Origin of the sequence: Pseudomonas sp. D3-27 (assembly GCF_051132165.1) — a bacterium.
In the GTDB taxonomy this organism is placed as follows: domain Bacteria; phylum Pseudomonadota; class Gammaproteobacteria; order Pseudomonadales; family Pseudomonadaceae; genus Aquipseudomonas.
Genome location: NZ_CP071667.1, coordinates 5,530,449 through 5,544,099 on the forward strand (window position 1 = coordinate 5,530,449; position 13,651 = coordinate 5,544,099).

The following is a 13,651-nucleotide window of genomic DNA, read 5'->3' on the forward strand; positions in this document are numbered from 1 at the left end:
AAGCGTGAGGGCGGTATTAAGTGGCGTTTTAGCGACGTGGAAAAACTCGGCAGTTGTTGACTCTAGAGCGCGAAACGCGCTCAAGGCTCTGGCGTCACCCCAACCTGACTGCGAACGAACGGACCATTAATTTTGGTTAATAGCTATAAATCTCCCAGCTCTTCGCTTAATAAAGCCGCGAATGCGTCCTTAGCACTATGGAACCCAAGATTCTTATTCCAAATAAAAAAATTAGGTACAGAGGGTAAATCGTCAAAAACGTAGCCTCGAATATTCCCGATCTGATTAAATTGCTCGAATACCCCCCTCGGAACTAAGGAAACACCAGCCCCCGAACTCACGCAACCAAGAATGGTTCCATAACTGGCTATACTGGTTATGGAGCTAGACACACCATGAGCATTCAACCACGTTATCAAAGCCTTTCTATAAGGGCACCCCTCTGGCCACATAAACATATTGATTCCGTTCAAATTTGCTGGCTCATGTATTAACCCCGTCGCTGGAGAAGCTATCAATACAAGCTCCTCTTTATAAATTTCGATACTATCAATCTCGGGATGCTGGTGAGTAACAGCAATGACTGCGCCATCCAGCTTATGATTAACCACATCATCTAATAGTTTGGGCCACTCCCCCGTGCTAAATTGCATCTGCACAGAAGGATAGGTGTAGTGATATTTTGATAACAATTTTGGAAGCCTACCTGTAGCGGACGACTCTATAGCACCAATTTTTAAACTTCCGGTTGGTTCTGAGTCAGCGCTTAGAGCCCTCTGGGCTTCCTGACACAACGACAATATTTTATTAGTATAGCCAAGAAATAAACGCCCTGAAGGGCTAATGATTAGTCCTCTACCTTTCCTTATGAATAACGAGACCCCAAGCTCCTTTTCTAAAAGCTTTATTCGGTTTGTGATGTTTGACGGAACACAGTGCAGCACTTCGGAGGCGCGAATAATACTACCTTGATCGGCGACAGCCTTGAACATAATTAGCTGCGAAAGCTCCATGCTAATGCTCATTAAAAGTGAAATAGAGAATCACTATAAGTCAGTTGTTGGGAACGAGCAAGTCGTTTAATGTTTACATTCTGGTTTATACAGGACGCTTAGATCAGGAATCATTTAGTAAATTTTCAAGGAGAAAAACACTGCCATGAGCTCAGCATTATCGCAAATTCGTTTTGAGGCAAATAAGCATAAGTACATGCGAGATTTTGGTGAGATATTTATTGAGGCGCTGCCAAAGCATGTAAAAAACCTGAAAATACCTGGACGAGCTATATGTGATGATCATAGAAGGGAACCTATACTGGCGCAGATTACGGACATAGCGGGTCTGCAGGGCGCGATGCTTGAAGTACTTTTCCACCCCATTACAAAGGAAGCTCAATTCCATACGGAAAATGCCTTTAACGCTTTACTATGCAAAACCACAGCCGATTCCTCAGTTATGAAATTTTTTAACGGGTGGAACGAAACTCACAGAACCACCAGCTTAGTATCAGGCAAAATTATCATGCGATTATCAGCAGATGCGATATCGGTTCCTATCGAGAAACAAGCTGGTTATCACAACGTCTTGGCACATATGCATGAAGTCGTTAAAGATGATTTTGGGCTCGGCCATCAGGGACATGATGGTATGTATGATTACATGGCCAAAGCCTTTGGCGCAAAAACATGGGTTGAAAACCAATATAAAGTTGAAGAGTGTAACGATTTTTCGAAGTTTCTATATGCAACTGGAGTGGCCGAACACAAATCGGCGCTGAATTCAGTCGAACATGAAGAATCCATTATGGATGCAATGATGGTATCCATCGCATCAGAACTTTGGAATGGGCAGGAGTATAACTACATTGCTCAGAAAATAGAGGACAAGCTATTCAGCATTGATCCTTCGCTGAGCACTAACGCTAAGGATTTTCGTAACGCAAAAGCGTACATAATGGGACATTCTGGCGACGTGGAGAATAAGCATGGTTTGCATGCCTTGGCCGCTGCGCAGTCGTATGGACGCACAGTAGGCCTAAATTTTAAAATTGGGCGATTGAAAGGTATTATGCTCAATTACAACGAACGAGTAGGACGATCTTTTGAAGCTATGCATCGCGCTTTAACCTCAGCCCCGTAAACCCCTCAGTTGCAAATTATAAGATTTAGCACCGAACATAATATTCGACCACACAAAAACATGCCCCAACCAGGAGCGCGCCGATTGGTTTCTTATGCCCAGCATCATGCTAATCGGCGAATTATAAATGCACCCCGGCATTTAAACTAAGCGAACAAATACGATGTTTTATGAAAGGAAGCTCCGAAAGGGTAGTACGAATGGATTATGAATTCGCTTTGATAGTGCTGGGCTTTTTCGCTTTCTGCGGAGGGTTGATAGATGCGGCAGTGGGTGGTGGCGGCCTCGTACAGCTTCCCGCGCTTTTACATGCTTTACCTCAGCAAAGTCTAGCCACAATTTTCGGGACTAATAAAGTAGCGGTTTTGGCGGGCAACCTTTCCTCAGTATTTAGCTATTTGAAAAGAATAAAAATTATATGGAGGCTCATGCTTCCGACGATGGCCTCGGCATTTATATGTGCCTTTTTAGGGGCGGCTTCGGTATCTGTAGTACCTAAGAAAATAATGGAGTTTGTTGTTTTTTTTATTCTAATAGCGATGACTGCATATATTTTCAAAGAAAAAAATCTCGGCCTAGTAAACACCGGAAAACACTGCAGAACCAGGGAGATTCTATTAGGAGTGTTGTTCGGGGGTTTGGTCGGATTTTATGACGGCGTCTTTGGCCCTGGAAGCGGAAGTCTATTGCTTTTCATATTTGTTAAATATTTCGGCTTCGATTTTTTAAATGCATCTGCATCTGCAAAGCTGGTCAACTTGGTTACTTTTACCGCAGCGCTAGTATTTTTTGTTCCGTCTGGAAATGTTTTGTGGGCCGTGGGTGGCGTTATTGCTCTGTGCAATATCGCTGGATCGCTCACTGGAGTTTTTTTAGCGCTACGCTACGGGAGTGGTTTCATAAGAAAGTTTTTTCTTGTACTACTTTTATTTTTGATAGGTCGAATGGGGCTTAACTTGTTTCAAAATTGATCCAATCGTCGACACCCGGAAGCAGATTTCCTAGCCAAATCCCGACGGAGTGCCACTAGGTTTAATCGCAGACCTACGAGCCTCAATCCGGCTACGCAGCCTTGCGCCTTTGCCTACAACTACGCCAGAATTCGCCGGCTTGTGCGCCTTGCTCCCGAGCTCTATCTTTTCCCTGCCACTGCCCATCAGTGGTCGGGTTTAGTAGCCCGAGGTTTTTCCGCAAGATGCATAAGTCCTCAACAAGCAGGTATCTCAATTCCTGTCCTTGATGGTGACTGTGCGCAGGGCGCTTCGGCGCGCCGGCAATGCTGGAATCCCCGGTCTACTAACCTGCGCACAGCCGCCACCCTTCTTTTAGTAGGGAAAGGTCGCGGCCTAACTCAAGGATTCCAGCTTATGTTCAAAATCACTCCAAACCCTCCAGAAGCAGATCCCAACTCTCCTTATCTGGACGGCCTTAACGCCAAAAAACTCGACGACGCCGCTAAGCGAGCATTGGATTTTCATCTAAAGCCCAAATCACCAAGACCTAAAGAAACCATCCAACCCGGCCAGTTATTCACCGTCGTAAAAGATATCGACAACGAATGCCTGCTGGTCAACCTCAGCGAAACCCTCGCTTCAGCTGATGCGATGGTCAATGAACTGGCTTTCGATATGGAAGGGTCCAACCGCCATGTCCTATTGGGCATCCAGCAATTGATCGAGCTGAGTTCGTTGCTGGCTAACCGTGCATTGGATAACGTCGATCCCCGATAGCCGCCAAACCACAATCGCTGTGGCTAGGGTGCTTGCTCCCGCTGGGCCGGGCTGCGCTCCAGCGTGAGGCAGCTCCAAAAGCGACGACTGCTTCGCAGCCGAGCGGGAGCAAGCTCCCTCGCCACGGATTCATGGGTTGGCTTAACGAACGATTTCAATCCACCAGCCACAAAAAAAAGGCATACCGATCACCATCGGTATGCCTTTTTTGTTGCCGCTTCCTTCCCTCGTCAGAGGTACTCGCCGCGATTACGGGTTAACGCTGTCCTTCAAGGACTTGCCCGGCTTGAACGCAACGGTGTTGCTGGCCTTGATCTTCACTGGCTCGCCGGTTTGTGGGTTCTTGCCGGTGCGGGCGCCGCGGTGGCGCTGCAGGAAGGTGCCGAAGCCGACCAGAGTGACGCTGTCCTTGCGGTGCAGGGCGCCGGTGATTTCTTCGAGGACGGCGTTGAGGACGCGGTTGGCTTGTTCTTTGGTGAGGTCTGCTTTTTCCGCGATGGCGGCAGCGAGTTCTGGTTTACGCATGAATGAAGCCCCTTTGACGGTTTTTTTGTTGTTATGTCCGGGCTGTTCTCTTCGGAACACCCCCTAAGGCGCCGCAGGCTCTACTCTGCGGCAGACGGGAGTGAGGATGGCACGGGGCCGCAACCGGCGCCAGTGGCCGGCGGGGGTTTGTGCCCTCAAAAGCAGGTTATTTATGACAGAACGGCCAGTATTTACGCCAGCAGGGCTGGAAGCTGCTTGTTCAACGCCAGTTTTTCCATCACCGCCGCGCCGGTCAGGGCGTAGCCCAGCAGATTGCCTTGGGCGTCGCGGCACAGGGCCTTGATGTCGGCGCCTTGCCCTTCGACGCTCCACACGCCTTCGCTACCCCGTGGTGGCGGCGAAACCACCAATGGGCACACCGGGGTTTTCACCGTGATCGGCATGGCGCCGTAGCCTACGGCGGTGGGGTTGCCGGCCAGGGTTTGGGCCAGGGCGCGCGCGCAACTCATCAGCGGCATCACGTAGAGCAGGTTCAAGCCATCGACTTCGGCGCAGTCGCCCAAGGCGTAGATATTGGCGTGGGAAGTCTTCAGATAACGATCCACCACGACGCCGCGATTGACCACCAGGCCGGCGGCGGCCGCCAGGTCGATGCGCGGGCGCAGACCGATGGCCGAGACCACCAGGTCGCAGGCGATCACTTGGCCGTCCGATAGGTGCGCTTCCAAGCCGTCGGCCACCCGTTGCAGGCGATTGAGCACCGGGCCGAGGTGGAACCGCGCGCCAAGGCTTTCCAACCCGGCCTGTACCGCTGCGGCGGCCGCCGGGTGCAGCAGCGTCGGCATGACTTGCTCGCATGGGGCGACCAGTTCTACTTCATAGCCACCCAGGATCAGATCGTTGGCAAATTCGCAGCCGATCAGGCCGGCGCCTAGCAGCAGCACCCGGCGCTTGCCAGCGGCGGCGGCGCGAAAGCGGGCGTAGTCTTCCAGGTCGTTGATGGGGAAGATCAGGTCCGCCGCGTCGCCTTGCACCGGCACGCGCACGGTTTCAGCGCCCCAGGCCAGCACCAAGTCGCGATAGCTCACTGCTTCTTCACCGATCCACAGGCGCTTGTGGCCCGGGTCGATGCCGCTGATGCGCGTGTGGGTGCGTACCTCGGCATTCAGTTGCTCGGCCATCGCGCCTGGCTCGGCCATGCTCAGGCCATCGGCGTCTTTGTTCTTGCCGAAGCCCGTGGAGAGCATCGGCTTGGAGTAGGAGCGGCCGTCGTCCGCGGTTATCAGCAGCAACGGGGTTTCGCTGTCGAGCTTGCGAAATTCCCGGGCCAGGTTGTAACCGGCCAGGCCAGTGCCGACGATAACGACAGGTGCGCTCATGTTGCTCTCCGTTTGGTGAAACGATCAGTTGATTTCGATCATTTCGAAATCCATTTTGCCGACGCCGCAGTCCGGGCACAGCCAGTCTTGCGGTACGTCTTCCCAGCGAGTGCCGGGCGCGATGCCATCGTCAGGCCAACCGTCAGCTTCGTTGTAGATCAGGCCACAGACAATACATTGCCACTTCTTCATTCCAATACTTCCTCAAGATGTCAGGCTTGGCCGGTATTTTCCGGCTCAGGGCCGTTTTGTACTGATCGGTCGCGACAGATGCAAGCGGCATCGGCGCGACGGCGGGTTGGCTCGGCCAAAATCGCCGACCGGCATGGTAAGCTCGCGGCCTCATTTGCTGCCATTCAAGACCCCTGTGCCGCCTACAAATTCGATATTTCCTACACTCCAATGGCTGCCCCAACACCTGCTGTCGCCCCGCCCGGATGCGTGCGTCATGGAGTGGCTGTTTGACCAAGGCTCCCTGACCCGGCGCCTGACCGGCCTGTCGGACCATCACTTCAGCGTGACGCCGCTGTTCGAAGGCTGGCAGCCGTTGCGCGCCGATGAGTGTGCCGCGCTGGACCTGGCCGAGGGCAGCGAGGGCTGGGTGCGCGAGGTGTACCTGCGCGGCCACGGCCAGCCTTGGGTGTTTGCCCGCAGCGTGGCGGCGCGCAGCGCGTTGCAGGGCGACGGCTTGCAGATGGACGAACTGGGCAGCCGCTCGTTGGGCGAGCTGCTGTTTTGTGACCAGGCGTTCCAGCGTCGGGCGATCGAGGTCTGCCACTACCCGAGCGAATGGTTGCCGGCAGAGGTCCGCGTCACCGCGTTGTGGGGCCGTCGTTCACGTTTTGATCGCGGCACGTTGAGCGTACTGGTGGCGGAGGTGTTTCTGCCGAGCATGTGGACAGTCGCTCGCGCCTATTCGGAGAATTGCTGATGTACGTGCAACTGCTCAAATCCTTGAACCGCCTCAATCCGCGGGCCTGGGACTTCGTGCAACTGACGCGCATGGACAAGCCCATCGGTATTTATCTGCTGCTGTGGCCGACGTTGTGGGCGCTGTGGATCGCCGGTGAGGGTTCGCCATCCCTGGCCAACATCGTGATTTTTATTCTCGGCGTGGTACTGACCCGTGCCGGCGGCTGCGTGATCAACGACTGGGCCGACCGCAAGGTGGACGGCCACGTCAAGCGCACCGAACAGCGTCCATTGGTGAGCGGCAAGATCAGCTCCAGGGAAGCGCTGGTGTTCTTCGCGGTGCTGATGAGCGTGAGCTTCCTGCTGGTGCTGTGCACCAATGCGCCGACGATTCTGTTGTCCTTGGGCGGGTTGGCTTTGGCCTTCAGCTACCCGTTCATGAAGCGCTATACCTATTACCCCCAAGTGGTGCTGGGCGCGGCGTTTTCGTGGGGCATGCCGATGGCCTTCACCGCCGAAACCGGCCATCTGCCGGCGGCCGCCTGGTTGCTGTACATCGCTAACCTGCTGTGGACGGTGGGCTACGACACCTATTACGCCATGACCGATCGGGACGATGATTTGAAAATAGGCGTGAAATCCACGGCGATCCTGTTCGGCGATGCCGACCGGGTGATCATCCTCACGCTGCAAGGCCTGGCCCTGGCCTGCCTGTTGCTGGCCGGGTCGACATTCAAGCTCGGTGGCTGGTTTCACCTGGGGTTGGTGGCCGCTGCCGCGTGTTTCGCCTGGGAGTTCTGGTACACCCGCAGCAAGGATCGGATGCACTGCTTCAAGGCGTTCTTGCACAACCATTGGGCCGGGTTGGCGATTTTCGTGGGGATTGTGCTGGACTATGGGTTGCGCTGAGGCGACTCGCTTATCCATAGAACCCGCCCAATGGCACTGGCCGCAATGGCAATCAACGAATACTGTATGCATATACAGCTTTCGGAGTATTGCCCATGTCCGCCCCTCTTCCGCCCCGTGGCCGCGGCACCGCCACCAATCCGCATAACCGTTTCGCCCCAAGCCGTTCGGTGGCCGAGGATGATGGCTGGTACCAGGAAGTACCGCCGACCCAGGGCACCGAAGTACGCATCGAAACCGCCAAGACCATCATCACCCGCAACACTTCCACCGACATCCCTTTCGATCGCTCGATCAACCCCTACCGAGGCTGCGAACACGGTTGCATCTATTGTTATGCCAGGCCCAGCCATGCCTACTGGGACATGTCGCCCGGGCTCGATTTCGAAACGAAGCTGATCGCCAAGACCAACGCCGCCGACGTGCTGGAGCAACAATTGGCCCGGCGCGGCTACCAGTGCGCGCCGATCGCCCTGGGTTCCAACACCGACCCCTACCAGCCGATCGAACGCGAGCAACGCATTACCCGGCGGATTCTCGAGGTGTTGCTGCGTCATCGGCACCCGGTGACCATCGTCACCAAAGGCTCGTTGATCCTGCGGGACCTGGACCTGTTGACCGAACTGGCCCAGCAACGCCTCGTACACGTGATGATCAGCCTCACCACGCTGGACGATGAGCTCAAGCGCATTCTCGAACCCCGCGCGGCCGCGCCCAGCGCACGGCTTCGGGCCATAAGGGTCATGCGCGAGGCGGGTATCAAGGTGGGGGTGCTGTGTGCGCCAATGATTCCGATGATCAACGACAGCGAGATCGAAAGCCTGCTGGCCGAAGCCCATGTCGCCGGCGCGCAGACCGCCGCCTATGTCATGTTGCGCCTGCCACTGGAGGTGGCGCCGCTGTTCGAGGAGTGGTTGCAGGCGCACTACCCGCAGCGCGCCGCCCATGTGTTGAGCCTGGTGCGCCAGAGTCGCGGCGGTGAGCTGTACGACAGCCGATTTGGCGTACGGATGCGCGGCGAAGGCCCGTTTGCCGATCTGCTGGCGCAGCGTTTCGCTAAAACGATTAAGCGATTGGGAATGGATCGACGCGACGGTTACGATCTTGATTGCGATGCCTTCTGTCCGCCGGGGCGACAGATGTCATTGATTTAAATACAGTTCGCTTTAAATTGATCTTTGAAGATGGCGCGGCGCAAACATCCCTGGCGCTTTGTTTACGCCTCGTAATATGCGTTCTAGAGCCTTCCATTCAGTTTGAGTTAAGTTTCGGCCGCTACCTTGTTCATCGAGTGACTGACGGGTCGAGCCTTTCGACCTGGATGTTTTTTAACCAGCCACTGGCGTCTCAAAGAGGATGAATCATGAGTGACAAGGATAAACAGCCGTTGGCTGCGTCGGCTTCAGCCCAACCCCAGGCGGAAACCGCCGATGCAGCGCTGCAGCACATTGTTGACGGCTTTTTGCATTTCCATCACGAGATCTTTCCCCAGCAGGAAGAGCTCTTCAAGAAACTCGCCACCGCCCAGAAGCCCCGGGCGATGTTCATCACCTGCGCCGATTCGCGCATCGTGCCCGAGTTGATCACCCATAGCTCTCCTGGCGACCTGTTCGTGACCCGTAACGTCGGCAACGTCGTTCCGCCTTACGGCCAGATGAACGGCGGTGTTTCCACCGCCATCGAATACGCCGTGCTCGCCCTCGGCGTGCAGCACATCATCGTCTGCGGCCACTCCGATTGCGGCGCCATGCGTGCCGTGCTCAACCCCGATACCCTGGAAAAAATGCCGACGGTCAAGGCCTGGCTGCGCCACGCCGAAGTCGCCAAGACCATGGTCCATGACAACTGCCCGTGCGGTGACGAGAAGCAGACCATGCCCGTCCTCACCGAAGAGAACGTGATCGCGCAGTTGCAGCATTTGCGAACGCACCCCTCGGTGGCTTCTCGCATGGCCAGCGGCCAATTGTTCATCCATGGCTGGGTGTACAACATCGAGACCAGCGAGATCAAAGCCTTTGACGCGGACCGGGGCTGTTTCCTGCCGCTCGATGGCAGCCATCCGATACCGGTGGCGACGCCCAAAGCGCGCTTCTAAAACCACTCCTAATCATCCTTGTATGGTTCAGCCTTACCGCTATTGAGGCGGTAGGGCCTCGCCATGCCTGAAGAAACTTCGGGAGAGTCGCCATGCGTGCTGCTCAATTAAAAGCTGTTCTGCCACGGGAGCTGTTGGCTTCGGTGGTTGTATTCCTCGTGGCGCTGCCCTTGTGCATGGGCATTGCCATCGCATCAGGCCTGCCACCGGCCAAGGGCCTGATTACCGGGATCATCGGTGGTTTGGTGGTGGGTTTTCTGGCGGGCTCCAAGCTGCAAGTCAGCGGTCCGGCCGCCGGGTTAGCGGTGTTGGTTTTCGAACTGGTGCGCCAGCATGGCGTGGCCATGCTCGGGCCGATCCTGTTGCTGGCCGGCCTTCTGCAACTGTTGGCCGGACGCTTTCGCCTCGGGTGCTGGTTCCGGGTCACCGCGCCTGCGGTGGTGTACGGCATGCTCGCCGGTATCGGCGTGCTGATCGTGTTGTCCCAGGTCCATGTGATGCTCGACGCAGCGCCCAAGCCTTCCGGCCTGGACAACCTGGCGGCATTCCCTGCGGCAGTCGCCCAGGCCTTGCCGTCGTTCGGCTGGCAGGCCGGCTTGCTGGGCCTTTCGACGATCGCGGTGATGTGGCTATGGGAAAAGTTCCGGCCCCATAGCCTGCGCTTCATTCCTGGCGCGCTGCTGGGCGTCGGCCTGGCAACCGTCGCGAGCCTGCTGCTGGCGTTGCAGGTCAAGCGCGTGGAAGTCCCGGAAAACATGGCCGAAGCCATCGACTGGCTGCGCCCGACGGATCTGCTGAACCTGGCCGATCCAACGCTGCTGATCGCGGCCTTCGCGGTCGCCTTCATCGCCAGCGCCGAAACCCTGCTGTCGGCGGCCGCCGTGGACCGCATGCACAGCGGCGAACGGGCGGATTTCGACCGGGAATTATCAGCGCAAGGTATCGGCAACATGCTTTGCGGCCTGCTCGGCGCCTTGCCCATGACCGGCGTGATCGTGCGCAGCTCGGCCAATGTCCAGGCCGGCGCGACCACGCGGATGTCGACGATCTTCCACGGCTTGTGGTTGCTGCTGTTCGTGCTGTTGCTGTCGAGCGTGCTGCAAAGCATTCCGGTGGCGAGCCTGGCGGGTGTGCTGGTCTATACCGGTTTCAAGCTGGTGGACATCAAGGCGTTCCGCAGCCTCGGTCGTTATGGGCGGATGCCCATGTTCACCTATGCCGCAACGGCACTGGCGATCATCTTCACCGACCTGTTGACCGGTGTACTGGTCGGTTTCGGCCTGACCCTGGTGAAGCTGGCCTGGAAAGCTTCGCGCCTGAAAATCAGCCTGATCGACCTGCCGCAGGAAGGCGAGATGGAACTGCGATTGGTGGGTGCGGCAACCTTCCTCAAGGTTCCGGCCTTGACCCAGGTACTGGGTACCATTCCCGAAGGCGCGACGGTGCATGTGCCGCTCAATAACCTGAGCTACATCGATCACTCGTGCCTGGAGTTGCTCGAAGAATGGGGCCGGGCGAACGCCAGCAAGGGTTCGAAGCTGCTGATTGAATCCCGCGGGCTCAAGCGCCGGTTGGAAGGGCGGTTGCGCACGACGGTGGGGGTTGGCGCAGCCTCTGCCTGACAGCTCACTCCCAAAGGAGCTGGGTGTAGGGCAGATAATTCTTGAAGACCACAAACTCAATGTGGGAGCGAGCTTGCTCGCGATGGCGGCGTGTCAGTCCACTACACTGTGGCTGACCCAATGCAATCGCGAGCAAGCTCGCTCCCACAGGGGGGTCATGTGTCCCCGATAGATCAAGCCGCCGGCTGATCCAGCTCCAGGCCCACGCCCAAGCGACGGGACATGCACGGCCAGCGCTTCCAGGCCGCGCCGGTCTCCGGGCTACTGAGCTTCTCGCGATAGGCTTCCACCGACTCCAACGCAAACGTCTCGTCGTTGAGCATCTCATCGAACGTGTGATGCACCACTTCATCGAGCTGGTTGGCAAACGCCTCACCGATCAATTGGTGGGCGATCAGGTTGGCGACCGTCATGTCCAACGGAATCAGCGGCTGGCCGAAATGCTTGATGTAGAGGTCGTTCACCTCTTCGACGAACCGGTGCGCCAGATAGGCTTCGTCGAGCAGGCTGTTGAGCCCGACATGCCCGGCCGTGATGGTCGGTGGCTGGAGAAAGTACTGCTCGGCAATTTTCAGTACGGGTTTGATTTGCGACTCGATACCCGCCTCCCTGGCAACGACATTGGCTGCATCCAGCAGGTCAGGCACTTCGTTGATGTAGGCGGCGACAAATCTTGCCAGGACGTCATTGGCGTTCGCATCCGGCAACTGAATGGCGGGGTGCAGCGTTGGTAACTGCGCCGTCAACTGACGGCTCAACAGGCCGGTCTCGGCCTCATGTTGCAGGGCTTTTTGGATCTGCTCGCGCAATGCGGCGGTGTTCATGACAACTCCAGGAAACAACAGGCAATGAAATAGGAATGACATAACTTAGCTGGCGCGCATTGACTCCTAAGACCTATTTTTCATAACCGCCCCTTTCCTGATACGTCGCCGTTATATCGGTTTGCCATCACTCAGTTCGCATCCTTCTCCATTCATGGGCTCTAGCGCAAGCCCCGGCTGTTTCAAACGATTTACGCCGTCGCGTTGCGAGGTTGCAGGTGCTGTCTATACTCGGGTTGGAATGGAGTTAGCTGATGACACCCGATTGCATGTGCAGCAAGGCGCGGCGAGTCAATTAAGCAGTCTGAGAAGCCGATCCCTTGCCGCAGGCGTTACGCCTACGGGATAACAAGAACGATAAGGGGAACCCGCAATGACGCGACATCCACACGTATGGATGGGCCTCCTGTTGTGGTCGATTTTCAGTCAGGCGCAAGCGGCCTGGACTGTGAATATGGCGCCTGGAGCGACACAGATCAGCAATGCAGTGTTCGACCTTCACATGACCATTTTCTGGATCTGTGTGGTCATCGGCATCATCGTCTTCGGCGCCATGTTCTGGTCGATGATGATGCACCGCCGCTCAACCGGCCAGAATGCCGCGCACTTCCACGAAAACACCCGCGTCGAAATCCTCTGGACCATCGTGCCCTTCCTGATCCTGGTGCTGATGGCGATCCCTGCCACAGCCACGCTGATCAAGATGTACGACTCCAGCGAGTCGGAGATCGACATCCAGGTCACCGGCTATCAATGGAAGTGGCACTACAAATACCTGGGCCAGGACGTCGAGTTCTTCAGCAACCTGGCGACCCCCGCCGAACAGATCAACAACCAGAGCACCAAGGGCGAGCACTACCTGCTGGAAGTCGACAAGCCGCTGGTGCTGCCGGTCGATGCCAAGGTGCGCTTTCTGGTGACCTCCGCCGACGTGATCCACTCCTGGTGGGTGCCGGCCTTCGCGGTCAAGCGCGACGCTATTCCAGGGTTCGTCAACGAAGCCTGGACCCGCGTCGACAAGCCCGGCATCTATCGCGGCCAATGCGCCGAGTTGTGTGGCAAGGACCATGGCTTCATGCCGATCGTGGTAGAGGTCAAGAGCAAACCCGACTACGAGAAATGGCTGGGCGAACGCAAGGCCGAAGCCGCGCAGCTTAAAGAGTTGACCAGCAAGGAGTGGACGCGCGAAGAACTCGTCGAGCGTGGCGACAAGGTCTACCACACCACATGCGTGGCATGTCACCAGGCCGAAGGCCAGGGCTTGCCGCCGATGTTCCCGGCGCTCAAGGGCTCGAAAATCGCCACCGGGCCAATCAAGGATCACTTGAACATCGTCTTCCATGGCAAACCCGGCACCTCCATGGCGGCGTTCGGCAAACAGTTGTCGGAAGTCGATATCGCGGCGGTCGTGACCTATGAACGCAACGCCTGGGGCAACAACAAGGGCGACATGGTCACGCCTAAAGAAGTGCTGGAACTCAAACAGGCAGAAAGCCAATGAGCCGGCCTGACGTCTGTTCCCGCAACCGGTCGGGGCGCGTTGCCCCGCGCCGTC

14 protein-coding genes are annotated in these 13,651 nt (G+C 56.6%); 9 read left to right on the plus strand and 5 right to left on the minus strand.

Going from position 1 to position 13,651, the window contains the following annotated elements; translation table 11 throughout:
* Positions 1-143: 143 nt before the first annotated feature.
* On the minus strand, positions 144-1,013 hold the full coding sequence (locus J3P92_RS24765) for a LysR family transcriptional regulator (protein WP_434649406.1): 870 nt from the start codon (positions 1,011-1,013) through the stop codon (positions 144-146).
* Positions 1,014-1,158: 145 nt separating this feature from the next.
* Here J3P92_RS24765 and J3P92_RS24770 point away from each other — a divergent pair, with 145 nt between their 5' ends.
* The 3 genes from J3P92_RS24770 to J3P92_RS24780 all read left to right on the plus strand — a co-directional run bounded on the left by J3P92_RS24770 (position 1,159) and on the right by J3P92_RS24780 (position 3,869).
* Complete coding sequence (locus J3P92_RS24770) at positions 1,159-2,139, plus strand: hypothetical protein (RefSeq protein ID WP_434649407.1); 981 nt, start codon at positions 1,159-1,161, stop codon at positions 2,137-2,139.
* Between the two features lie 200 nt (positions 2,140-2,339).
* A complete protein-coding gene (locus J3P92_RS24775; RefSeq protein ID WP_434649409.1) occupies positions 2,340-3,110 on the plus strand; it encodes a sulfite exporter TauE/SafE family protein in 771 nt (256 codons plus the stop codon).
* 396 nt (positions 3,111-3,506) lie between these two features.
* Positions 3,507-3,869, plus strand: a complete 363-nt coding sequence (locus tag J3P92_RS24780) for a DUF6124 family protein (RefSeq protein WP_434561384.1) — start codon at positions 3,507-3,509, stop codon at positions 3,867-3,869.
* A gap of 249 nt (positions 3,870-4,118) precedes the next feature.
* Here the strand turns inward: J3P92_RS24780 and J3P92_RS24785 are convergent, their stop codons facing one another.
* From J3P92_RS24785 to J3P92_RS24795, 3 genes are all read right to left on the minus strand, one after another.
* Complete coding sequence (locus J3P92_RS24785; protein WP_003213368.1) at positions 4,119-4,394, minus strand: HU family DNA-binding protein; 276 nt, start codon at positions 4,392-4,394, stop codon at positions 4,119-4,121.
* 191 nt (positions 4,395-4,585) lie between these two features.
* Positions 4,586-5,734, minus strand: coding sequence for an NAD(P)/FAD-dependent oxidoreductase (locus J3P92_RS24790; protein ID WP_434649411.1), 1,149 nt, complete (start codon positions 5,732-5,734; stop codon positions 4,586-4,588).
* Between the two features lie 24 nt (positions 5,735-5,758).
* Positions 5,759-5,926 (minus strand): rubredoxin, encoded by a 168-nt coding sequence (locus tag J3P92_RS24795; protein WP_420765972.1) that lies wholly within the window; start codon positions 5,924-5,926, stop codon positions 5,759-5,761.
* A gap of 175 nt (positions 5,927-6,101) precedes the next feature.
* Here J3P92_RS24795 and J3P92_RS24800 point away from each other — a divergent pair, with 175 nt between their 5' ends.
* From J3P92_RS24800 to J3P92_RS24820, 5 genes are all read left to right on the plus strand, one after another.
* On the plus strand, positions 6,102-6,665 hold the full coding sequence (locus tag J3P92_RS24800; RefSeq protein WP_434649413.1) for a chorismate--pyruvate lyase family protein: 564 nt from the start codon (positions 6,102-6,104) through the stop codon (positions 6,663-6,665).
* Positions 6,665-7,555 carry a 4-hydroxybenzoate octaprenyltransferase gene (ubiA, locus tag J3P92_RS24805; protein ID WP_434649415.1) on the plus strand — a complete coding sequence of 297 codons (891 nt, stop codon included), beginning with the start codon at positions 6,665-6,667 and terminating at the stop codon, positions 7,553-7,555. The genes J3P92_RS24800 and ubiA overlap by 1 nt, the downstream gene beginning before the upstream one ends.
* Positions 7,556-7,650: 95 nt before the next feature.
* On the plus strand, positions 7,651-8,709 hold the full coding sequence (locus tag J3P92_RS24810; RefSeq protein WP_434649417.1) for a PA0069 family radical SAM protein: 1,059 nt from the start codon (positions 7,651-7,653) through the stop codon (positions 8,707-8,709).
* A 209-nt stretch (positions 8,710-8,918) separates the two neighbouring features.
* Positions 8,919-9,650, plus strand: coding sequence for a carbonic anhydrase (locus J3P92_RS24815; RefSeq protein WP_420765976.1), 732 nt, complete (start codon positions 8,919-8,921; stop codon positions 9,648-9,650).
* A gap of 92 nt (positions 9,651-9,742) precedes the next feature.
* Positions 9,743-11,272 carry a SulP family inorganic anion transporter gene (locus J3P92_RS24820; RefSeq protein WP_434649420.1) on the plus strand — a complete coding sequence of 510 codons (1,530 nt, stop codon included), beginning with the start codon at positions 9,743-9,745 and terminating at the stop codon, positions 11,270-11,272.
* A gap of 173 nt (positions 11,273-11,445) precedes the next feature.
* Here J3P92_RS24820 and J3P92_RS24825 read toward each other — a convergent pair whose 3' ends face one another.
* A complete protein-coding gene (locus J3P92_RS24825) occupies positions 11,446-12,096 on the minus strand; it encodes a hypothetical protein (protein ID WP_420765978.1) in 651 nt (216 codons plus the stop codon).
* A gap of 373 nt (positions 12,097-12,469) precedes the next feature.
* On the opposite strand from J3P92_RS24825, the gene coxB reads away from it, so the two are divergent.
* The gene (gene coxB / locus J3P92_RS24830) at positions 12,470-13,597 is read left to right on the plus strand and encodes a cytochrome c oxidase subunit II (RefSeq protein ID WP_434608602.1); all 1,128 of its coding nucleotides are present in this window, start codon (positions 12,470-12,472) and stop codon (positions 13,595-13,597) included.
* Positions 13,598-13,651: the final 54 nt, after the last annotated feature.

Excerpts from the sequence above, each read along its gene's own strand:
- J3P92_RS24825 (WP_420765978.1), bottom strand. The coding sequence starts at position 12,096 with ATGAACACCGCCGCATTGCGCGAGCAGATCCAAAAAGCCCTGCAACAT.
- coxB (WP_434608602.1), top strand. The coding sequence starts at position 12,470 with ATGACGCGACATCCACACGTATGGATGGGCCTCCTGTTGTGGTCGATT.
- J3P92_RS24785 (WP_003213368.1), bottom strand. The coding sequence starts at position 4,394 with ATGCGTAAACCAGAACTCGCTGCCGCCATCGCGGAAAAAGCAGACCTC.
- J3P92_RS24770 (WP_434649407.1), top strand. The coding sequence starts at position 1,159 with ATGAGCTCAGCATTATCGCAAATTCGTTTTGAGGCAAATAAGCATAAG.
- J3P92_RS24810 (WP_434649417.1), top strand. The coding sequence starts at position 7,651 with ATGTCCGCCCCTCTTCCGCCCCGTGGCCGCGGCACCGCCACCAATCCG.
- J3P92_RS24765 (WP_434649406.1), bottom strand. The coding sequence starts at position 1,013 with ATGGAGCTTTCGCAGCTAATTATGTTCAAGGCTGTCGCCGATCAAGGT.
- ubiA (WP_434649415.1), top strand. The coding sequence starts at position 6,665 with ATGTACGTGCAACTGCTCAAATCCTTGAACCGCCTCAATCCGCGGGCC.
- J3P92_RS24790 (WP_434649411.1), bottom strand. The coding sequence starts at position 5,734 with ATGAGCGCACCTGTCGTTATCGTCGGCACTGGCCTGGCCGGTTACAAC.
- J3P92_RS24820 (WP_434649420.1), top strand. The coding sequence starts at position 9,743 with ATGCGTGCTGCTCAATTAAAAGCTGTTCTGCCACGGGAGCTGTTGGCT.
- J3P92_RS24815 (WP_420765976.1), top strand. The coding sequence starts at position 8,919 with ATGAGTGACAAGGATAAACAGCCGTTGGCTGCGTCGGCTTCAGCCCAA.
- J3P92_RS24795 (WP_420765972.1), bottom strand. The coding sequence starts at position 5,926 with ATGAAGAAGTGGCAATGTATTGTCTGTGGCCTGATCTACAACGAAGCT.
- J3P92_RS24775 (WP_434649409.1), top strand. The coding sequence starts at position 2,340 with ATGGATTATGAATTCGCTTTGATAGTGCTGGGCTTTTTCGCTTTCTGC.
- J3P92_RS24780 (WP_434561384.1), top strand. The coding sequence starts at position 3,507 with ATGTTCAAAATCACTCCAAACCCTCCAGAAGCAGATCCCAACTCTCCT.